The 21,097-nt window shown below is 58.2% G+C and carries 19 protein-coding genes; 8 read left to right on the top strand and 11 right to left on the bottom strand.

Annotated elements, in window-relative coordinates; all coding sequences use genetic code 11:
• Positions 1–43 precede the first annotated feature (43 nt).
• Positions 44–1,771 carry a phosphoenolpyruvate-protein phosphotransferase PtsI gene (gene ptsI, locus SANT_RS06235; protein ID WP_025421442.1) on the top strand — a complete coding sequence of 576 codons (1,728 nt, stop codon included), beginning with the start codon at positions 44–46 and terminating at the stop codon, positions 1,769–1,771.
• A 41-nt stretch (positions 1,772–1,812) separates the two neighbouring features.
• Entirely contained in the window at positions 1,813–2,322 is a 510-nt protein-coding gene (crr, locus tag SANT_RS06230) for a PTS glucose transporter subunit IIA (protein ID WP_011411527.1), read from the top strand.
• A 158-nt stretch (positions 2,323–2,480) separates the two neighbouring features.
• Here the strand turns inward: crr and SANT_RS06225 are convergent, their stop codons facing one another.
• From SANT_RS06225 to SANT_RS06185, 9 genes are all read right to left on the bottom strand, one after another.
• Entirely contained in the window at positions 2,481–3,905 is a 1,425-nt protein-coding gene (locus SANT_RS06225) for an ATP-binding protein (protein WP_038668305.1), read from the bottom strand.
• A complete protein-coding gene (locus SANT_RS06220; protein ID WP_025421440.1) occupies positions 3,905–4,585 on the bottom strand; it encodes a response regulator transcription factor in 681 nt (226 codons plus the stop codon). Before SANT_RS06220 ends, SANT_RS06225 begins: the two co-directional genes overlap by 1 nt.
• A gap of 161 nt (positions 4,586–4,746) precedes the next feature.
• Positions 4,747–5,628, bottom strand: a complete 882-nt coding sequence (gene cysM / locus SANT_RS06215) for a cysteine synthase CysM (protein WP_025421439.1) — start codon at positions 5,626–5,628, stop codon at positions 4,747–4,749.
• Positions 5,629–5,928: 300 nt separating this feature from the next.
• On the bottom strand, positions 5,929–6,999 hold the full coding sequence (locus SANT_RS06210) for an alkene reductase (protein WP_025421438.1): 1,071 nt from the start codon (positions 6,997–6,999) through the stop codon (positions 5,929–5,931).
• A 272-nt stretch (positions 7,000–7,271) separates the two neighbouring features.
• Complete coding sequence (cysA, locus tag SANT_RS06205) at positions 7,272–8,363, bottom strand: sulfate/thiosulfate ABC transporter ATP-binding protein CysA (protein WP_025421437.1); 1,092 nt, start codon at positions 8,361–8,363, stop codon at positions 7,272–7,274.
• Positions 8,360–9,229: a sulfate/thiosulfate ABC transporter permease CysW gene (cysW, locus tag SANT_RS06200; RefSeq protein WP_025421436.1), complete on the bottom strand. Its 870-nt coding sequence runs from the start codon at positions 9,227–9,229 to the stop codon at positions 8,360–8,362. The genes cysA and cysW overlap by 4 nt, the downstream gene beginning before the upstream one ends.
• Positions 9,229–10,062 carry a sulfate/thiosulfate ABC transporter permease CysT gene (gene cysT / locus SANT_RS06195; protein ID WP_025421435.1) on the bottom strand — a complete coding sequence of 278 codons (834 nt, stop codon included), beginning with the start codon at positions 10,060–10,062 and terminating at the stop codon, positions 9,229–9,231. Before cysT ends, cysW begins: the two co-directional genes overlap by 1 nt.
• Positions 10,062–11,084 carry a sulfate ABC transporter substrate-binding protein gene (locus SANT_RS06190; protein WP_025421434.1) on the bottom strand — a complete coding sequence of 341 codons (1,023 nt, stop codon included), beginning with the start codon at positions 11,082–11,084 and terminating at the stop codon, positions 10,062–10,064. Before SANT_RS06190 ends, cysT begins: the two co-directional genes overlap by 1 nt.
• Before the next feature lie 421 nt (positions 11,085–11,505).
• Complete coding sequence (locus SANT_RS06185) at positions 11,506–12,096, bottom strand: RpoE-regulated lipoprotein (protein WP_025421433.1); 591 nt, start codon at positions 12,094–12,096, stop codon at positions 11,506–11,508.
• A gap of 155 nt (positions 12,097–12,251) precedes the next feature.
• Between SANT_RS06185 and SANT_RS23795 the strand changes: the two genes are divergently transcribed.
• Both SANT_RS23795 and SANT_RS23790 read left to right on the top strand, forming a co-directional pair.
• Positions 12,252–12,470 (top strand): YgiW/YdeI family stress tolerance OB fold protein, encoded by a 219-nt coding sequence (locus tag SANT_RS23795; RefSeq protein ID WP_051440123.1) that lies wholly within the window; start codon positions 12,252–12,254, stop codon positions 12,468–12,470.
• Positions 12,471–12,647, top strand: coding sequence for a NirD/YgiW/YdeI family stress tolerance protein (locus SANT_RS23790; protein WP_081730423.1), 177 nt, complete (start codon positions 12,471–12,473; stop codon positions 12,645–12,647).
• A 48-nt stretch (positions 12,648–12,695) separates the two neighbouring features.
• Here SANT_RS23790 and SANT_RS06175 read toward each other — a convergent pair whose 3' ends face one another.
• Positions 12,696–13,121, bottom strand: a complete 426-nt coding sequence (locus tag SANT_RS06175) for a GNAT family acetyltransferase (protein WP_025421432.1) — start codon at positions 13,119–13,121, stop codon at positions 12,696–12,698.
• A 265-nt stretch (positions 13,122–13,386) separates the two neighbouring features.
• Between SANT_RS06175 and hemF the strand changes: the two genes are divergently transcribed.
• From hemF to tkt, 4 genes are all read left to right on the top strand, one after another.
• Positions 13,387–14,301 (top strand): oxygen-dependent coproporphyrinogen oxidase, encoded by a 915-nt coding sequence (gene hemF, locus SANT_RS06170; RefSeq protein WP_025421431.1) that lies wholly within the window; start codon positions 13,387–13,389, stop codon positions 14,299–14,301.
• 4 nt (positions 14,302–14,305) lie between these two features.
• Positions 14,306–14,749, top strand: a complete 444-nt coding sequence (locus tag SANT_RS06165) for a YaiI/YqxD family protein (protein WP_025421430.1) — start codon at positions 14,306–14,308, stop codon at positions 14,747–14,749.
• A 235-nt stretch (positions 14,750–14,984) separates the two neighbouring features.
• Positions 14,985–15,935 (top strand): transaldolase, encoded by a 951-nt coding sequence (tal, locus tag SANT_RS06160; RefSeq protein WP_025421429.1) that lies wholly within the window; start codon positions 14,985–14,987, stop codon positions 15,933–15,935.
• A 15-nt stretch (positions 15,936–15,950) separates the two neighbouring features.
• A complete protein-coding gene (gene tkt, locus SANT_RS06155) occupies positions 15,951–17,945 on the top strand; it encodes a transketolase (RefSeq protein ID WP_025421428.1) in 1,995 nt (664 codons plus the stop codon).
• Positions 17,946–18,275: 330 nt separating this feature from the next.
• Here the strand turns inward: tkt and SANT_RS23265 are convergent, their stop codons facing one another.
• Positions 18,276–19,955, bottom strand: a complete 1,680-nt coding sequence (locus SANT_RS23265) for an ankyrin repeat domain-containing protein (protein WP_071882004.1) — start codon at positions 19,953–19,955, stop codon at positions 18,276–18,278.
• Positions 19,956–21,097 lie beyond the last annotated feature (1,142 nt).

The following is a 21,097-nucleotide window of genomic DNA, read 5'->3' as shown; positions in this document are numbered from 1 at the left end:
CCCGGTCTTTTTAGTTAATATGTGTCATGAGTAAGGTAGGGTTATGATTTCAGGCATTTTAGCATCACCGGGCATCGCCTTTGGTAAAGCGCTGCTACTGAAGGAAGATGAGATTGTCATCAACCGGAAAAAGATCACCGCGGACCAGGTCGAACCGGAAGTTGAACGTTTTCTTGCCGGACGCGCCAAAGCCTCCGCGCAGCTGGAAGCGATCAAAACCAAAGCGGGTGAAACCTTCGGTGAGGAAAAGGAAGCCATCTTCGAAGGCCATATCATGTTATTGGAAGACGAAGAGCTTGAGCAGGACATCATAGCCCTTATCAAAGAAGACCTCGCCAGCGCGGATGCTGCCGTGTATACCGTGATTGAAACGCAGGCGAAAGCGCTGGAAGAACTCGACGACGAATACCTCAAAGAGCGCGCCACCGACGTGCGCGATATCGGTAAACGTTTACTGCGCAATATTCTCGCTATGCCGATTATCGACCTGAGCGCCATCAGCGAGGAAGCCGTGCTGGTCGCGGTGGATTTGACACCGTCGGAAACCGCGCAGCTGAACCTGGATAAAGTGTTGGGCTTCGTCACCGATATCGGCGGCCGGACTTCCCATACCTCGATTATGGCGCGCTCGCTGGAGCTGCCGGCGATTGTTGGGACGGGTAACATCACCAAGCAGGTCGCCAACGGCGATTATTTGATTCTGGACGCTATCAACAACCAGATTTATATCAATCCTGAACCGGCGGTGATTGAAGAACTGAAAGCGCTGCAAAGCCAATACGCCGCCGAGAAGAGCGAACTGGCCAAGCTCAAGGATCTGCCCGCCGTCACGCTTGACGGCCATCAGGTGGAAGTCTGCGCCAATATCGGCACCGTGCGCGACGTGGCGGGCGCCGAACGCAACGGCGCGGAAGGCGTGGGTCTCTATCGCACCGAGTTCCTGTTTATGGACCGCGATTCATTGCCCAGCGAAGAGGAGCAGTTCCAGGCGTATAAAGCGGTGGCGGAATCCATGCCCACCGGTTCGATTATCGTGCGCACCATGGATATCGGCGGCGACAAAGATTTGCCCTATATGAATCTGCCGAAAGAGGACAACCCGTTCCTCGGCTGGCGCGCTATCCGCATCGGGCTCGATCGTAAAGAGATGCTGCACGCCCAGCTGCGCGCCATTCTGCGCGCCTCGGCGTTCGGTAAGTTGCGCATTATGTATCCGATGATCATTTCCGTAGAAGAAGTGCGCACCCTGAAGCAGGAACTCTCGCTGTTGAAAGCGCAACTGCGCGAAGAGGGCAAGGCCTTCGACGAGGGCATCGAAGTCGGCGTGATGGTGGAAACGCCCGCCGCCGCGGTGATCGCCCGCCATCTGGCCCAGGAAGTCGATTTCTTTAGTATTGGGACAAACGACCTGACCCAGTATACTCTTGCCGTGGATCGCGGTAATGAGCTTATTTCTCATCTGTATAATCCCATGTCTCCGGCGGTACTGACATTAATTAAGCAAGTCATTGACGCGTCTCACGCTGCGGGCAAATGGACCGGTATGTGCGGCGAGCTGGCGGGAGATGAACGTGCTACACTACTGTTATTAGGGATGGGACTGGATGAATTCAGCATGAGTGCTATCTCTATCCCGCGCATCAAGAAAATTATTCGCAATACCAATTTTGGCGATGCAAAGGCATTAGCAGAGGAAGCATTAGCTCAGCCAACAGCGGAAGAGTTGATGAATCTGGTCAACAAATTTATTGAAGAAAAAACGCTCTGCTGATTTCACGACGCTGACCCGATATAAATGCTTAGGAGAAGATCATGGGTTTGTTCGATAAACTGAAATCTCTGGTTTCCGATGACAAGAAAGACACGGGAAGCATTGAAATAGTTGCACCTCTTTCGGGGGAAATTGTAAACATTGAAGATGTTCCTGACGTGGTTTTCGCTGAAAAGATCGTGGGCGATGGGATCGCCATCAAGCCCAGCGGCAATAAAATGGTCGCTCCGGTAGACGGCACGATCGGCAAAATTTTCGAGACTAATCACGCTTTCTCCATCGAATCCGACAGCGGCATTGAGCTGTTCGTCCATTTCGGTATCGATACCGTTGAGCTGAAAGGCGAAGGATTCCGCCGTATCGCTGAAGAAGGTCAACGTGTGAAAAAAGGTGACGTGGTGATCGAGTTTGATCTGCCGTTGCTGGAAGAAAAAGCGAAATCGACCCTGACGCCGGTAGTGATTTCCAATATGGATGAAATCAAAGAGCTGGTGAAATTGTCCGGCAGCGTTGTGGTCGGTGAAACGCCGATCATCCGTATCCGCAAGTAGCCCCTCCCCTTCCTTTCCGGCCGCTGCGGCCGGAACAACGATAACGGCGCTCAATGAGCGCCGTTCATTTTTGCCGTCGGCGGCCAGGCCGTAAACGGTTACTGCCAGTGGGGTTACTGCCAGTGGGATTACTGCCAGTGGGATTACTGCCAGTGAGGTTACTGCCAGTGCGGTAGCCGCAAATAAATTTGCAGCCCGCCCTCGCGCCCGTTATGGGCGTCGACCGACCCGCCGTGCGCCAACAGCACTTTGCGGGTAATCGCCAGCCCAAGGCCGTAGCCCTTGCCGCTTTGCGGGGAATTCACCCGCACAAAGGGATCGAAAATGCTGGACAGCTTCTCTTCGGCAATCCCCGGCCCCTGGTCTGCTACGCTAATTGTGAGCAGGCGATCTTCCACCGCTAGCTTTACCGCAATCTCTTGCCCTGGGAGTGAAAAACGCAGCGCATTGCGCACGATGTTTTCCACCGCGCGGCGCATCATTTCCGCGTTGCCTTTGACGGTATAGTCCGCCGGCTGCTGGGCGGTCAGCGTGATAGTCACCCGGGTGAGCTGCGCCTCGTACCGTGCGTCGTTGACCACCGCTTCCACCAGCCCCAGTAAATCGAAATACTCCTCCGCCAGCATGCCCTGGTGCTCCGCGCGCGAAAGCGCCAGCAGCTCCCCCACCATGCGATCCAGACGCTCGGCTTCCTGCTTGATGCGCGCCAGGGAAGTCTCCACATTAGCCGGATTCTGGTGCGCCAGTCCGATGGCCAATTGCAATCGGGCCAGCGGCGTACGCAGCTCGTGGGAAATATCGTGCAGCAGCGCCTCGCGCGCCGCGACCAGCACCTGCAGCCGCTCGGCCATGGCGTCAAAGTCCTTCGCCACCTCGGTTATCTCATCGTGACGGCGGCGCATAACGGGAAAGAGGCGCACCGTTAAATCCCCCAGGGATACGCGTGCAAAGGCCCGGCGCAGCTGGCGCATGGGGCGGGTCAGGTTCCAAGCCAGAAGCAAACTGAACAGCAGCCCGACCGTCATCCCCAGCCAGAACAACGGACTGGGCATATTGAGGATATTGCTCCTATGGCCGTTGTGATACTGCCTGCGTAAGCTTTCAAAGTCGTAGCGCAGCAGATATTGCCGACCATCGGCCGCCGTTACCTGCCGGTTGGCGATGGATTCCAGCGGCGGCAGCGCGGAGTTTCCCGACGGCCCGCGCTGTGGCGGGGCGCCGGCCTCCTCGTCTCCCGCGGGCGTCGCCGGACGAATCCCCTTGTCGGCGAAAAAGGCAGCGTTTTCTGCCGCCGCCCCGGGTTTGCTGTCGGCGGGCGTTAACGGTTTGGCGACCAGCAGCGTTTGTTCCCCGTCCGGCCACTGCGCCATCAGCGCCTGCAATGCCGGTAGTCCGCCCGTTTTCAGCGCCGACTCGGCCGACACCATCTGCAAACGGATGAAACGTCGGGCGATAGACTCTTCCGGCGGTTCGTGGCGATTGCCATACAGGATAAAACCGACCCACAGCGCCTGGGTAATCAGCAGGAATATCAGCCAAAAGCCGAGCAGGATCTTCCAGAACAACCGCCCCGGTATTCTCATCAGCGGATCCGATAGCCGATACTGCGTACCGTTTCAATGCCCAAACTGCTGCCGGGCAGCAGCGACAATTTTTGCCGGATGTTGCTGATATGCACGTCGACGCTGCGATCGTACGCCTCACGGCGACGGCCCAGCCCCTTTTCCGACAGGTCATCTTTTGACACCACTCTATCGGGCGCGCGGATCAAAAGCTCCAGCAGATTGAATTCCGAAGCGGTAAGATCGAACGCTTTCCCTCGCCATAAGCTGGTGCGGGTGGCAGGATTGAGTATCAGATCGCCGAAGCTTGCGACGCCGGCCTCGGCAGGCTGCTCCGGCCGTTCATCGAAACGACGCAACACCGCGCGCAGCCGCGCGACCAGCTCGCGAGGATAGCAGGGCTTGGGCATGTAATCGTCTGCACCCATTTCCAGGCCGATGACGCGATCGATATTATCGCCTTTCGCGGTCAGCATGATAATCGGCATACGGCTGCTTTTGCGAACCTGGCGCAAGACATCGGTGCCGCTCATATCCGGTAGCATGATATCCAGAATCATAGCGGTATAGTCGCCGGAAAGCGCGCCGTCCACCCCTTCCTGGCCGGTTAGGGCCAAAGAGGTATCGAAACCCTCCGCGGTCAGGTATTCGCTCAGCATTTTGCCCAGTTCCCGATCGTCATCAACCAGCAAAATTTTCATTTTTTTCTCCCCACAAACGTCGCCATTGCTCTCCCGCGTTAGCGCCAGACAGCCTTGCATCATCCATCAGGCCACAGGCCTGCCACTGTTTGACCCGCGAGTGAGCAAAAGGTGCTGCCGATAATGCCAGAATGCGGCAAAAGCGCTGACGCAGCATCAGCCTAATCGAATACGCCGGTGGACAAGTAGCGGTCGCCGCGGTCGCAGCAGACGGCAACCACCAGACTCCCCGGGGCCTCTGCGGCCACGCGCAATGCGCCGGCCACCGCTCCGCCAGAGCTAACGCCGCAGAAAATACCCTCTTCCCGCGCCAGTCGGCGCATCGTCGTTTCCGCTTCGTCTTGAAGTATATCCAGGGTTCGATCCACCAGCTCAGGCTGAAAGATAGCCGGCATATAGGCAGCCGGCCAGCGCCGGATGCCGGGAATACTGCTTCCCGGCGCCGGCTGAAGCCCGACGATAGTGACGTCCGCACGGCGCGCTTTCAAAAACCGGCCGACGCCCATAATGGTGCCGGTGGTGCCCATGCTGGACACAAAATGACTAATGCGCCCGTTGGTCTGACGCCAGATCTCCGGCCCGGTGGTGGTAAAATGCGCCAGCGGATTATCTGGATTATTGAATTGATCCAGCACTTTCCCGCCCGTGGCACGGGCAAGCGCGCGCGCGCGGTCGCGTGCGCCCTCCATCCCGAGCCCCTGATCCACCAAGATCAGTTCGGCCCCGTAGGCGCGCATCGCCGCCTGCCGCTCCATGCTCATATTGTCAGGCATCAGCAGTTTCAGACGATAACCCTTCAGCGCGGCAATCATCGCCAGGGCGATGCCGGTGTTGCCGCTGGTGGCCTCAATCAAGATATCGCCGGGGGCGATCTCGCCGCGCCGCTCCGCCTGTTGAATCATAAATAAGGCGGCGCGATCCTTCACCGATCCCGCCGGATTATTGCCTTCCATCTTCAACCAAATCTCGCCGCCGCCGGCGGGGGCCATGCGCTGGAGCTTTATCAGCGGGGTATTGCCTATGCACTGTTCGAGCGTGGTCACGGCCTGGGTTCCATTAAAAAAACAGGCGACCGTGCGGCCGCCCTTGTTGGTCATTATCGTGCAGTGAAGTATCAAGCGCTTAGCGAATGTTATACACCGTCTTCTTTAAATAGTATCAGATTCCCGCCATAAAAAAAGCGGGGTCGGGGCGGCGCATGGCCATCGCGCGCAGGCATTGCACCGCGCCGTTGCCCTTTGCCATGGCAGGGCCGCTGCACGAAACCGTTTGACGGCGCCATTGCACGCCGTCGCCGCACGCGGAACACCGGCCGCCGCAGGCCCCTCCTCTGCGCACCGTCGTTAATAGGCGACCTGATCCTTGAGCGCCGGATAATCAATATAGCCCTCTGCGCCGCGGGCATAGAGGGTCTGCGGGTTGACCTCGTTTAGCGACGCCTGGCCGCGCAGGCGCTCCACCAAATCCGGGTTGGCGATATACAGTTTGCCGAACGCTACTGCCTCAGCGGCACCGGCGGCGACCGTGGCGGCGGCGCTTGCGCCGGTAAACCCTTCGTTGACGATTAACGCGCCGTGGAAATGCTGCCGCAGCGTTGGCGCCAAGCGGTTGGGAAAGTCCAGCGCCTCACGGGCGAAGATGAACGCCAGCCCGCGCGCGTTTAATTCTCGCGCGACATAGCTGAACATCGCCTTGGGATCGGAATCACGCATGCTGTGGGTGTCCGACATCAGGTTGAGATGCACCCCCACACGATCGGCGGGCCAGACGGTCAGCACCGCATCCACCGCCTCAAGCAAAAAGCGGGCGCGATTGGCTATCGAACCGCCGTAGCGATCGGTACGCTGGTTGGAACCGTCATGCAGGAACTGATCGAAAAGATAGCCATTGGCCGCGTGCAGCTCCACGCCGTCAAAGCCGCTGCGCTTGGCATTTTCCGCCGCCTGCCGGTAATCCTCTACGATCCCGGCGATTTCGTCGGTTTCCAACGCCCGCGGGTTAACATAGGTTTTTTGCGGACGGATAACCGAGACAAAGCCCTCCGGCGCAATGGCGCTGGGGGCGACCGGCCGTTCGCCGTCAAGGTAAAGGGGATCGGATATCCGCCCGACGTGCCAAAGTTGGCTGACGATTTTACCGCCGGCCTGGTGCACCGCCGCGGTCACTTTCGCCCACGCCTGGGTCTGCTCCTGCGACCAAATCCCCGGCGTATTGGGATAACCGACGCCCTGCGGCGACACCGACGTCGCCTCGGTGAAAATCAACCCTGCGCTGGCGCGCTGACGATAGTATTCCTGCGCCAGCGCCCCGGGCACGCGCTCGTCGTCGGCGCGCATCCGGGTGAGCGGGGCCATCACGATGCGGTTAGCCAGCTCGATAGCGCCGATCTTTATGGGTTCAAACAGTTCAGCCATGACTTACCTCGTTAAGGGGGATAGAGTGCCGACCGCTGACGCGACAGCCACCGGCCGCAGCCCGCAGCCCGCAGCCCGCAGCCCGCAGCCCGCGTCAGGTTGGTGTATGATGAGATTTATTTCCTCACTATTAAGCCGCAAACGCCGCCGGGGGCTTTAACTGCACGGGCTTTTTCGATGTGAAATGCCGCGGCAAATCAACGGGTGACGGGCAACGGAACGTCGGCGGCGGACAGACCCGCGCAACGCACGGGTCATGAAAAGAGGAGGCTTTAGGCGCTTTCGGCGAAGGCTATCGGTTGCAGGGCTTTATCGCCGGTGTAGAGGCGGGCGTTCTGGCCACCGAGGTAGCGACGATCGCCCCGTGCCGGCGTGCCGGCCGACTCCGTCGCCGCCACCACCGTCAAAGGCTGCGGGTGCCAGCCCAGCGGTTGTACTACCCATTGCCAGTAGTGGCCGCGCGGACTGACATCAATAATTTGTACCGGCAACGGGCAGCGGGCGGTGGGTTTTTCGCTTAACGCCATTTCCCACGGCCGCAGGAACAGCTCTACCTGCCCTTGATGAACCGGCGCGTAAGGCAACGGCCAATGGTACGGGCCGACAAAGAGCTCGGCGCCGCGGATTTCACCGTCCAGCCGGTTGACCTCGCCCAGGAACTCCAGCACAAAGCGGCTTGCCGGCTCGCGCCAAACCTCCTGCGGCGTTCCCACCTGCTCGATGTTGCCCTGGCTCATCACCACCACCCGATCCGCCACTTCCATTGCCTCTTCCTGATCATGGGTGACAAACACGCTGGTGAACTTGAGCTCTTCGTGCAGCTGACGCAGCCAGCGGCGCAGCTCTTTACGCACCTGCGCATCCAGGGCGCCAAACGGCTCGTCGAGCAGCAGGATTTCCGGCTCCACCGCCAGCGCGCGCGCCAGCGCCACGCGCTGCTTTTGACCGCCGGAAAGCTGGGAAGGATAGCGCGCGGCCAAATGGCCCAGCTGCACCATCTCCAGCAGGCTGGCGACTTTCTGTTTGATAGCGGCACGCCCGGGACGCTCCCGTCGCGGTAGGACCGTCAGACCGAAGGCGATATTTTCGGCGACGGTCATGTGGCGAAACAGGGCGTAGTGCTGGAACACAAACCCTACGTGGCGATCGCGGGCGTGCACCCGGCTGACGTCTTTACCGCCGAAACGTAAATGGCCGCTATTATGGTGTTCCAGCCCCGCGATAATACGCAAAAGCGTTGTCTTGCCCGAGCCGGAAGGTCCCAATAGCGCCACCATCTCCCCGGCGTTGATATCCAGCGAAATAGCGTTCAGTACTTTGCTGTTATCAAAAAACTTACTGACCTTATCGATCGCGATACTCATTGAGATTCCCCCGGTTGAAGCTCCGCCTGATGGCGCGCCAGGCGCCACTGCAGCCCGCTCTTCAAGCATAATGTCACAATCGCCATCAGGGTCAGCAGCGCGGCGGCGGTAAACGCGCCCACGGTGTTGTAATCCTGATGGAGTAATTCCACCTGCAGCGGCAGGGTATAGGTTTCACCGCGGATAGACCCCGACACCACCGATACCGCCCCAAACTCGCCGATGGCGCGGGCGTTGGTCAGGATGACGCCATACAGCAACGCCCAGCGGATATTGGGCAGCGTAACGCGGCGGAACATCTGCCAGCCGGATGCGCCGAGCAAAATGGCGGCTTCATCCTCCTCGCTGCCCTGACTGAGCATCACCGGCACCAGTTCGCGCACGACAAATGGACAGGTGACGAATATTGTCACCAGCGCCATTCCCGGCCAGGAGAACATCAACTGCAAATTATGCTCGTCCAGCCAGCCGCCGAGGGGGCCGTTGGTGCCATAAAACAGCAGATACAACAAGCCCGCCACCACCGGGGAGACCGCGAACGGCACATCCATCAACGTCAGCAGCAGTTGGCGGCCGCGGAAATTGAACCGCGTCACCAACCAGGCCATTAACGTACCGAAAACCACATTGACCGGTACGGTTATCAGCGCGATCAGCACCGTAAGCCAGATGGCGTGCAGCATGTCGCTATCGTTGAGATTGCGCCCCACCGCCGCCACCCCTTCGGCCAGCGCGGTGGCGAAAATCGAAATCAGCGGCACCAGGAGCAACAGCAGCGAAACCAGCGCGCCGAGGCCGACCAACAGCCATTTTCCCCACGGGAAAGGCGCGCGCGCGGCGCCGTTAAAGGCGGAGATATCCGTCATCATTGCCCTCCCAGCCGGCGGCCAAAGCGTGATTGCAGCACATTAATGATAAACAGCAGCAGCAGCGACGCCGCCAGGATCACCGAGGCGATGGCGCTGGCCGCCGGGTAATCAAACTCCTGTAGGCGGATAAAAATCATCAGCGAGGTGACCTCGGTCTTCCAGGCGATGTTGCCGGCGATAAAGATCACCGCGCCAAATTCACCCAGGCTGCGGGTAAACGACAGTGCGGTTCCCGCCAGCAGCGCCGGCGCGACCTCCGGCAAAATGACGCGGCGAAACGTCTGCCAGTGCCCCGCGCCCAGGGTTTGGGCCGCTTCTTCATATTCCGGCCCGAGCTCTTCGAGCACCGGCTGCACGGTGCGCACCACGAACGGGATGCTGGTAAAGGCCATCGCCACGGCGATGCCGAGCCAGGTATAGGAGACTTTGATGCCAAACTGGGCCAGCCAGCCGCCGTACCAGCCGGTCGTGGAAAATAGCGTGGCCAGCGTCAGCCCCGCCACCGCGGTAGGCAGTGCGAACGGTAAATCCATCAGGCCATCTAACAGCGCACGGCCCGGAAAACGGTAGCGGGTGAGGATCCAGGCCATCAGCATGCCGAAAATCGCATTAAACAGCGACGCCACCCCGGCGCAGATTAACGTTATCTTATACGCCGCCAGCAGCTCCGGGCCGGTGATGACTTCCCAGTATTGCGACCAGCTCATCTGCGCCAGCTGCATGACCAGCGCGCTTAACGGCAGCAGCAGGATCAGGCAGACGAACAGCACGCTGCCGCCGAGACTCAGGCCGAAGCCGGGCAGGACCCGTTTGGTGGTCATGGCCAGCATTAGCGATGCCCCGCCGCCAGCAATTGGTCCAGTTCGCCGCCGCGGTCGAAATGCGTCGCCATAGCCGACGGCCAACCGCCGAACCGATCTTCAACCCTGAAAAGCCGGGTCGGCGGGAATTTGCTTTCGTTTGCCTTCATCATCTGCGTATCGTTTACCCGATAATAAAACCCGGCGATAATGTGTTGCGCCGCCGGGCTATAGAGATAGTTGAGATAAGCCTTCGCCGCCTCGGCGGTCCCGTTTTTCTCCACGTTCTTATCCACCCAGGCCACCGGAAACTCCGCCAAGATATTCGTGGCCGGCACGATAACGTCATAATCGCCGGTGCCGGCCTGATCGCGCAGGCTATTGACCTCCGACTCAAAACTTATCAATACATCCCCCTGCCCGCGCTCGACAAAGGTCGTCGTCGCGCCGCGCCCGCCGGTATCGAAGACCTCGACGTTGGCGAGAAATTTCTGCATCCAGGCGCGGGTCCGGGCGCGGTCGCCGTTAAACGCCTGCTCCATCGCGCCCCAGGCGGCTAAATAGGTATAGCGGCCGTTCCCCGAGGTTTTCGGGTTGGGAAACACCAGCCGTACGCCGTCCCGGGCTAAATCGCTCCAGTCGTGGATCCCTTTGGGGTTTCCTTTGCGCACCAGAAACGCCATAGTTGAATAGTAAGGCGAACTCTGGTTAGGCAGGCGATCGCGCCAATCGGCGGCAATCAACTGGCCACGATCGTGCAGGATTTGCACATCGGTCACCTGATTGTAGGTCACCACATCCGCCGGAAACCCCTGTAGGATAGCCAGCGCCTGCCGGGACGATCCGGCGTGCGACTGACGAAGGGTCAGCGTATCGCCGGGATGCGCCTGCTGCCATTGCGCGATAAAGCCGGGATTCAGGGCCGCGAACAGCTCGCGGGCCACGTCATAGGAGCTGTTAAGCAATGCCGTGGCCTGCGCCGGTCCGCAGGCCAGCATCGCCGCCGCGACGCACCCGCGCACCGCCCGGCCGGAAAAAAGCGTAAAGGTCATAAAGTGTCCTATTGGTGAAGGACAAAAAGGCCGCCCCGATAGCCTTACAGTTTATTTATAACGGAGGGATAACCCGTAACGCTTTTATATATCGATTGGTGATTTACAAGTCTCAAAAAGCATAAGGCGAGGGGCGCGGGAGAGGAACGGCCGAACGGGAAAGCCACGCCCGAGGTTGTCAACGTCAGCGCTCGCGCACGACGGGCCGCCCGGGGGTTATGGCAAAGAGGCGAAGCGCGCGAGCGCTGATGCGCGCCCCCCCAAGCGTCGCTCGGCGCCCGGCGGTCACCTGGCGCCGCGGCCGCCGAGACAAAGCCGAGAAGCGCGCGTCAGGTGAAAGGTGCGCCCCTTTATAGACAGCGTCAAACAATGACATGCAGCGTCGCCCGGCGGGCAAGGCGCTGAAAAGAGCCAGGGGGCGTTAGCGCGTGGCGGACGCACGCCAGATGATTTTGCTCACCTGCCAGGTTTGCAGCTGATCGTCAGCCGGCATCAGCGATTCAGGACCGTGCCAGATGCCCTTGAATACGTAACTGACGTGGCCGCTTTGCGGGGCCTGACATACCACCGCCTCGCGATCCTCGCCGCTTCCCTTGTGGCAGGCACCATAGGCTTTCTGAAAAACAGCGCTAAACGGCGTACCGATCTTGACGCCCCAGGCGCTTTCGATGGCGTCATCGGCTACCGCCACCTCTGCGACCCGGCCTGATGACGGCCCGTAGACGGTCAGTTTGACCTGTCCCTTGCTCAGCGCCTGATACACGCTGACGATATCGCCGTCGCGGGTTTCCATACCGCCGCGCAATCGGTAATCGCCTCCCAGCGCCTTCTCCAGGGCCGACTGCGTCATTGGCGTGGCGGCGGTGATGTCACCGACGCCCTGATCGCTCACCTTGCGGCTTTCGCCGAACCAATGGAAAGGGGAAAAGCTTGACCAGGAAAGGTCGGATAGCGTCGAGCACCCGGCCAGCAGGAGCGGCAGTCCAATGATTAACGGACGGAACGACTTCATCATTTCTCCTTGTTGTTTGAAACCGACGCCGGCTCGCAAATCGGCGCCGCTGTGCCATGCTTAAGGGTGTATCGACATGGCCTCAATCTGACGATGTTACTATTCCTGGCCGGCCGCAGCCAGACAAATCAGGTTGATATAAAAGGAGAGTCCGGATGAAGAGAACCACTTTCGCGCTGCTGTTGGCTTTGTTTAGCCCCGCCGTTCTGGCTGCCCCCGACGGCGGCTTCCACCCCGACAAAGCCCCACCGCCGCCGCAAAAGCAGGACGACGGCATTCGCGGCGTCGAGGACCTGCGCCCTACCCCGATCAAACAGGTGAAGACCCTGCGCGACGGCGCGTGGGTAACGCTGACCGGGAATATTCACCGGTAGTTGGGCAAGGATAACTATGAATTTCACGACAAAACCGGCTCGCTGGCGCTGCATATCGCCCCGGACGGTTGGCACGGGGCCGATATCTCCCCCGACGATCTCATTACCGTCAGCGGTAGGCTGCATAAAGGCCCGCAGGGGACCTCGGTGGAGGTTGAGCAACTGCAAAAACAATAATCGCGCGACGCGACGCCGCGGCGGGAGGGCCGCCGGTGTCGCTCCGCTTTAATACTCCTGATCCTCAATAAGCCGTTTGCCCAGCAATACGCTATCTTGCATTTCGTATCCCAGCTTTTCGTACATGCTAATCACCGCGTCGTTTTCGCCGCGCACCATCAAATTGATTTTTGGACAGCCGCGGGCAATCAATTTTTTCTCCAGCCGGCTTATTAGCGCATTGGCGATACCGCGGCCGCGATAATCCGGGTGCACCCCCAGGTAGTATGCGGAACCGCGGTGGCCGTCATAACCGCCCATTACCGACCCCACCACTTCCCCGGCCACTTCCGCCACCAGAAAAAGATCGGGATCATGATTCAGCTTACGCTCGATATCCATTTCGGGATCGTTCCACGATCGCAGCAAATCGCAGCGTTCCCATAGCGTAATGACCTCTTCAAAATCGTCATGACGAAATACTCGAATTTCCATAATTGCCGCCGCCGCTACAGAGTAATGAATGATTCAACTGATTATCACGTTATTTGCGATGAAGGCAAATAACTCCGGCGCGGTTTATGACTCTTTCGCGCGCTTTCGCTCGAAATCCCCTCTCTTTCGACGTCGTTTACCTCCGCCGCGGCGTCTACACCGCGCCTAAGCGCCGTTTTGGCCCGCAACGGTTAGTGTTACGGCCGCGGCGGCGTTATACTGGCGTGGCTTCACCTTTTCGCCGCTCACATACAGGGATTTAGCGATGGAACAACCGGATATCGAACATATCAATGCCTATCTCCTTGGGCTGCAGGAGACGATTTGCGCTGCATTGACCGCCGCCGACGGCGGCGCCGTTTTCCATGAAGATCTCTGGCAGCGCGCCGAGGGGGGCGGCGGACGGACGCGAGTACTGCGCCAGGGCCGGGTCTTCGAGCAGGCCGGGGTGAATTTTTCGCGGGTGTATGGCGGCGCCCTGCCGGCCTCCGCCACCGCCCACCGACCGGAACTGGCTGGACGATCGTATCAAGCCATGGGCGTCTCGCTGGTGGTGCATCCGGAAAATCCTTTCGTCCCCACCAGCCACGCCAATGTGCGCTTTTTTATCGCCGAGAAACCGGGCACGGCACCCATCTGGTGGTTTGGCGGCGGTTTCGACCTGACGCCGTTTTACGGCTTTCACGAAGATGCCGTGCACTGGCACCGCACGGCGCAAGCGCTCTGCCTGCCGTTCGGCGGCGACGTCTACCCCCGCTACAAACGCTGGTGCGATGACTATTTTTTTCTCAGGCACCGCAACGAAGCGCGCGGTATCGGCGGGCTGTTTTTCGATGATTTGAATACCCCCGGTTTTCACCAGGCCTTCGCTTTTGCCCGCGCCGTCGGCCAGGGTTATCTGGACGCTTATTTGCCCATCGTCGAACGGCGCAAGTCCCATACCTGGGGCGAACGCGAGCGGCAGTTCCAGCTCTATCGCCGCGGCCGCTATGTCGAGTTCAATCTGGTGTGCGATCGCGGCACGTTATTCGGTCTGCAATCGGGCGGCCGCACCGAGTCTATTCTGATGTCGATGCCGCCGCTGGCCCGCTGGGAATATCATCACGAGCCGGCGCCCAATAGCCCTGAAGCCGCGCTATATCGCGACTTTTTGCCGGTCCGCGACTGGCTGCAGGAGTAACGCCATGGAAATCTGGGTGGATGCTGATGCCTGTCCCCGGGTGATTAAAGACATTCTGTTTCGCGCCGCCGGGCGGCATGAAATACAGGTCACGCTGGTGGCCAATCAATCGCTGCAAGTGCCGCCGTCACGCTTTATCCGCACCTTGCGGGTGGCCGCCGGTTTCGACGTGGCGGACAATGAAATCGTCAAACGCGCCGCCGCGGGCGATCTGGTCATTACCGCCGACATTCCGCTGGCGGCGGAAGTACTGGCGAAGGGCGCACAGGCGCTTAATCCGCGCGGTGAGCTTTATCAGCAGGCTACGATTCGCGAAAAACTGACCCTACGGGATTTTATGGACACGCTACGCGGCAGCGGCATACAGACGGGCGGTCCGCCGCCGCTCGGGCAGCGAGAACGCCAGGAATTTGCGCGTCAGTTGGATAAATGGCTGCATCAGGTTTGAACGCGACGCGAATATATAGCACTCTTTCACAATTATTTATGACAAGATACAGTAGATTGATGACCTTACGCGACAGCGCCGGCCCCCCGGACGCTGCCTTCCGCGCGGCCATCGATTAGAGTCATCATAATAATCAGAAAAAGCGTATTTCATTCTACGTCTTGTTGATGCAGTGTTATCCTAACGTTAACCGTCACTTATGCGGGTGATAGTATTCAATTCATGGAGTAGAGAAATGAACCAGTTAGAAGGTCTGAAACAATTCACCACCGTCGTGGCCGACAGCGGAGACATCGAGTCCATCCGTCATTACACACCGCAAGATGCCACCACCAATCCATCCCTGATCCTGAAAGCCGCCAGCCTCACCGCCTATCAGCCGCTGTTTGAAGACGCGCTGGCCTACGCCCGCAAGCAGGGCGGCACCCGCGAAACCCAGATTATTAACGCCAGCGACAAATTAGCGGTCAATATCGGCGTGGAAATTCTGAAAAGCGTGCCTGGACGTGTCTCTACCGAAGTGGATGCGCGCCTCTCCTTCGATCGCGGCATGTGTGTCGCCAAGGCCCGTAAACTGGTGGCACTCTATCAGGAACAGGGCATTGATAAATCGCGTATTCTCATTAAGCTTGCTTCCACCTGGGAAGGAATTCAAGCCGCGGAAGAGCTGGAGAAAGAAGGCATTAACTGTAATCTGACGCTGCTATTCTCCTTTGCGCAAGCACGCGCCTGCGCCGAAGCGGGCGTGTATCTGATTTCGCCGTTTGTCGGCCGCATTTACGACTGGTATAACCAGCGTAAACCGCTCGATCCGTACGTGGTCGACGAGGATCCGGGCGTGGTGTCGGTGCGCAAAATCTATGATTATTATAAACAGCACCGTTATCAGACCGTTATCATGGGCGCCAGCTTCCGTAAAGTGGAGCAGATTTTGGCGCTGGCCGGCTGCGATCGTCTGACCATTTCCCCCGCCCTGCTGGAAGAGCTGCACAAAGGCGATGGGCGCGTTGAGCGTAAACTGTCTCCCTCTACCGAAGGTTTTCATCAGCCGGCGCCGCTGTCTGAATCGGAATTCCGCTGGGAACACAACCAGGATGCGATGGCCGTGGACAAACTGGCCGAAGGCATCCGCCAGTTCGCGGTTGACCAACAAAGCCTGGAAGATCTTTTGGCGGCAAAACTGTAACCTTTGGAGCATCTAATGACATCAAGAAAAGCGCTGGCCAACGCTATCCGTGCGTTAAGCATGGACGCTGTGCAAAAAGCCAATTCCGGCCATCCCGGCGCGCCGATGGGCATGGCGGATATCGCCGAAGTCCTGTGGCGCGATTACATGAACCATAATCCGTCCAATCCGAAATGGGCCGACCGCGACCGTTTTGTTCTTTCCAACGGGCACGGTTCGATGCTGCTTTACAGCCTGTTGCACCTTACCGGCTACAATCTGCCGATGGAAGAATTGAAAAACTTCCGGCAGCTGCATTCCAAAACGCCGGGGCATCCGGAATATGGCTACACCGATGGCGTGGAAACCACCACCGGGCCGCTGGGCCAGGGCATCGCCAACGCCGTGGGTCTGGCGATTGGCGAACGCACGCTGGCGGCGCAGTTCAATCGTCCTGGCCATGAGATTGTCGATCACCATACCTATGTTTTCCTCGGCGACGGCTGCATGATGGAAGGCATCTCCCATGAAGTCTGCTCGCTGGCCGGCACCATGAAGCTGGGAAAACTGCTGGCGTTTTACGACGATAACGGCATCTCCATCGACGGCGACGTCGAAGGCTGGTTCAGCGATGACACCGCCGCCCGTTTTGAAGCCTATGGCTGGCACGTTGTGCGCGGCGTGGACGGCCACGACAGTGAATCGGTCAAAGCGGCCATCGAGAACGCCCGCGCCGTCACCGATAAGCCGTCGCTGCTGATGTGTAAAACGGTTATCGCCTTCGGCGCCCCGACCAAAGCCGGCACTCACGGCGCCCACGGCGCGCCTCTGGGTGACGACGAAATCGCCGCTACCCGCAAAGCGCTCGGCTGGAACGAGCCGCCGTTCGTGATCCCGGCGGAAATCTACCAAGGTTGGGATGCGAAAGAGGCGGGCAAGCAGAAAGAAGCTGCCTGGAATGATAAATTCGCCGCCTATGAAAACGCTTTCCCCGAGCTGGCGCACGAGTTCAAACGTCGGATGAAGGGTGAACTGCCGGCAAACTGGCAGGCGGAGAGCCAGAAAATCATCGAGCAGCTCCAGGCCAAACCGGCGAAGATCGCCAGCCGTAAAGCCTCGCAGAATGCGCTGGAGGCCTTTGGTCCCATGCTGCCGGAATTCCTGGGCGGTTCGGCGGATCTGGCGCCGAGTAATTTGACCATTTGGTCGAAATCCACCTCTATCGCCGATGATCCCGCCGGTAACTATATTCATTACGGCGTGCGCGAATTCGGCATGACGGCCATTGGTAACGGTATCGCCCATCACGGCGGCTTCGTGCCCTATACCGCCACCTTTTTGATGTTCGTCGAATACGCCCGTAACGCGGTGCGCATGGCGGCGCTGATGAAGGCGCGCCACATCATGGTATATACCCACGACTCCATTGGCCTGGGTGAAGACGGTCCGACCCATCAGCCGGTGGAGCAATTGGCCAGCCTGCGCATGACGCCGAATATGAGTAACTGGCGCCCTTGCGATCAGGTGGAAACGGCGGTTGCCTGGAAGAAAGCCATCGAGCGCCATGACGGTCCTACCGCGCTTATTTTGTCGCGTCAGAATCTCGCGCAGCAGGATCGCACAACCCAGCAGCTGGCGGATATCGCCCGCGGTGGTTATGTGCTGAAAGATTGCGACGGGCAGCCGGAACTGATCCTTATCGCCACCGGTTCGGAAGTGGAACTGGCGGTGGCCGCTTATCAGCAGTTGAAGGATGAAGGGCGCCGGGTGCGCGTGGTATCGCTTCCCTCCACCGACGTCTTTGATTCGCAGGACGAGGCCTATCGCGAGTCGGTATTGCCGAAAGCGGTGACGGCGCGCGTCGCCATAGAGGCCGGTATCGCCGACTATTGGTACAAGTACGTTGGTTTGAACGGGCAGATTGTCGGCATGACCACCTTCGGTGAATCGGCACCGGCGGAAGAGTTGTTTAAAGTGTTCGGCTTTACCGTCGATAACGTGCTGAGCAAAGCGCGTTTGCTGCTGAAATAAGTCCTCGCCTTACCCTACGCCGGCGACCCTCGGGTCCCGGCGTTTGGTTTGTTATTCCCTTTACCCCGTTGCGTCGCGTATTTCATACCCCGTTGTGCTTGTTACCCCATACCCCATTGCGCTGGATTTGCGTTATCCCGTTGCGCGTGGTGTCCGCTTACCCGCGTTGCCACGCGCCGTCGAGACCGCATTCGCACGGGGATGCCCTAGCACGCGCCGCCTGCCTACCTCACAGCACGCAGCGCAATGCGCGCCGCCTGTCTGCCTCACAGCACGCCGCTCAATGCGCGCTACTGGGCGGTTTGCCGACGCAAAGCGGGCAGCTTAGTCCTACGGATCCGGGGTCGCCCAACGCAGATCTAGGGCGATCTCGTCGTCGGTCACATCGTCGATGGGGCCGAGTTGATGCTGCTTCGTATAGTTTCTAAGCACCCAATACGCCTCGGTAGATTTCGTAGCCCAATGTAGGGCATCTTTCCCATGACGGTTTGTAAGCATGACGTTGATATTCTTAGCCGTTAGTAACTGCTCGACGATGGCCGGTTCATCGGCGTAGGCCGCCATATGCAGCGCGGTGTTGTCGTCATAATCCGTCGCGTTGATCTCGTCAGTGCTTTTGGCCATCAGTTTCTGAACGTAGCTTAAATTGCCCGATTTCACCGCCATATGTAGCGCCGTTTCGCCATGCCACCCATGAAGGCTGAGGTTTTGCCCTTTAGCCGCAAGTAATGAATCAAACATCCGGGGCTTGTTGTGTTCAATCGCCAGCATTAGCGCCGTCTTGTGCCAATTATTTTGCCGGTTGATATCTATACTAGTGTTGTTAAGAAGTTGGTTTAGGCGGTAATTTTTACCCTTTTTGACCACCTCCATTAGCGCGGTATTGTTATAGATATCGGCAATATTAACGTCAACATCCTGGCATTGAAGTAGCCGATCAAAGACCTTCTTGCTGCCATGGGCGGTTGCTAACCACAAGGCGCTTTGATGATAAGCATTGGTAAGGTTGACATTGATTCCCGTGACGTTAAGCAGGGTTGAGCACAGCGTGGGGTCGGGCCATTGCGTGGCAATCATCAATGGAGTCCATCCACAGCTATCCTTCTGATTGACTAAGCCTCTGTCAACATCAGTCAGCAGTAGCAACACCTCGGGACAACCGGCGTGTGCGGCCAAATGCAGCACGGTGGCGTTCTTGTCCCGAGTGACCACCGCAAGGCTTGCGTTATGGCTCAATAAAGTGTCTACCACGGCGAAGTGGCCATGTGTTATGGCCAACTGTAGCGGCGTGTAATTATTTTCATCACGCTGGTCGACGGCGGTACCCGCGCGTAAGCAGGCATTAACGCAACCGAGATCCCCTTCTTTGGCGGCTTGCGCCAGAGAGAAAGGTAACCGCGCGGGGGACGCTGCGGCCTCGTCGAGGTGCCGGGCCGGACACTGCGAAACGGTGACATCCCGACATTGCGACGCGGGGGCGGTCAGATTGAGGCGTCCTGAAGCGTCACAACCAGGAAAAGAGATTAAGCTAGGGGTTCTCAGGAAGTCGCGTTTTTTACGTGCAGCGGCGCGTGCCGGCGGCGCTTGCGCTTCGCCCGGGTGAGAGAAAAGGTCAAGCCCAGCAAGCACGCTGTTCCGGTCTAACCGGCTGGGAAAAACGGGTGGCTCAGGCGCATGTCCCACGCCCAAGGCGGGCGCTGCGGGCGCGTAGCTTTTGCTCGGGGAATGCGCTGCAGCTGTCTGTCTGACGGTGCGCAACGCGCCAGCGCCGCGCGATGGAGGACCGTGCTGCCCCCGGGCAACGGTAGGCGGGGCGGCAAGCGCTTGGGCGATTTGGCTCGTGAGTAACAAGCCCGTTATCAATAGCGGCATACACCGCGATGGCACGGTGCGGGCAGTCGTTTCGTCATTTCTGGCCGCGGAATTGCGGTGGATATTACTCGTTGGTAATTGGCGATTATGGTGGCAGCCAATCTGCCGGCGGTACGACGATAATTCGGTAATCATCATGTCTCTCCTTTATTTCCAGGGATCACAGCTGTCTTTCAGCTATGCAATACGCTAACAGGAAGGGACTATACCTCAACCCTCACCCGCCGAAATGAATTAACATTTTTACACGACAACAGCCAAGCGAAAAATAGAATAAAACACAGCATAAGAGACGATATACGGCATTAATTATAGCGAATTAGAGAAGGGAAATAATAAAAAAAAGGCGCTAAGAGATCATGACCAATGGCGTATTTTGCACCGCAATGCATCATCAAGCCTTCTGACTTTAATATTTCACTCATTCTTCCTTACTCTCCTGGGAAAAAACTTTTGCGCCTGCCTAACAGAACTTTCGGATTATTAACAGTCATACTGCGGCAGAGAGAAATAAACCGGTCGACGCATCCCCTTTTATTCTCATCGGCCGTCAAGTTGCAATAAAAGAAAAACATTTTTCACCCTCTGGTAAGGACACAATGTGATAAACAGCGGCGATGCCCGCCATCGCCGTTCGGTTTTGCCAGCAGCCACCGGCGTTAATCGCTGCACCTCACCGGGCGATGGTTGCGAAGCGCCAGGCAAGGTTGCAGAACGGCGGTAGGTCATGGGGTCGAGGGTATCGGCCGGAGGGCAACCGCAATTTACCTCGTCCTGTCGTTTATCAACGTTACTCCTCTGCCGTTCGCACGCCGTGTAGCAAAACTTGAATAATGATCGTCTATTTTATTTGCTGTCAGCAATAGCAGTTTAATGATAAACGAATCGATTAATGCCGTAAAAATTCAATTTATTATTGACAAGCTACGGGATAACCTTATTAATGACGAGGACATTAACCATTGATGGGTTAATGGGTAACGCCTTAACTCAATAATACACCAATGAATTGTAAGGACGCAGAAACATACGCGATATTCAGGCTGATGTTATTGCCAACTGAGTCATTAAAATTAACTCAGCCGATCGTGCGGCATCGTTATCTCTCCACCTATCGCAGCGGGTAATGGCAGCTAGAGGCTACACATCGGCGCCGCTTGCAGCCCAACGATCGTCGTTGGCAACAGGTCTATAACGCGTTTTAATTGCCGCGCTGAACGTGCAGCGAAGCGTAATTAGCGAATTTAACCGTTTCAATTTTGACGCTTACCGGCCATTTT

Source organism: Sodalis praecaptivus (genome assembly GCF_000517425.1).
GTDB lineage: Bacteria > Pseudomonadota > Gammaproteobacteria > Enterobacterales > Enterobacteriaceae > Sodalis_A > Sodalis_A praecaptivus.
Note: the sequence above shows the minus strand (reverse complement) of the source record. Positions and strands in the feature narration are given on the sequence as shown.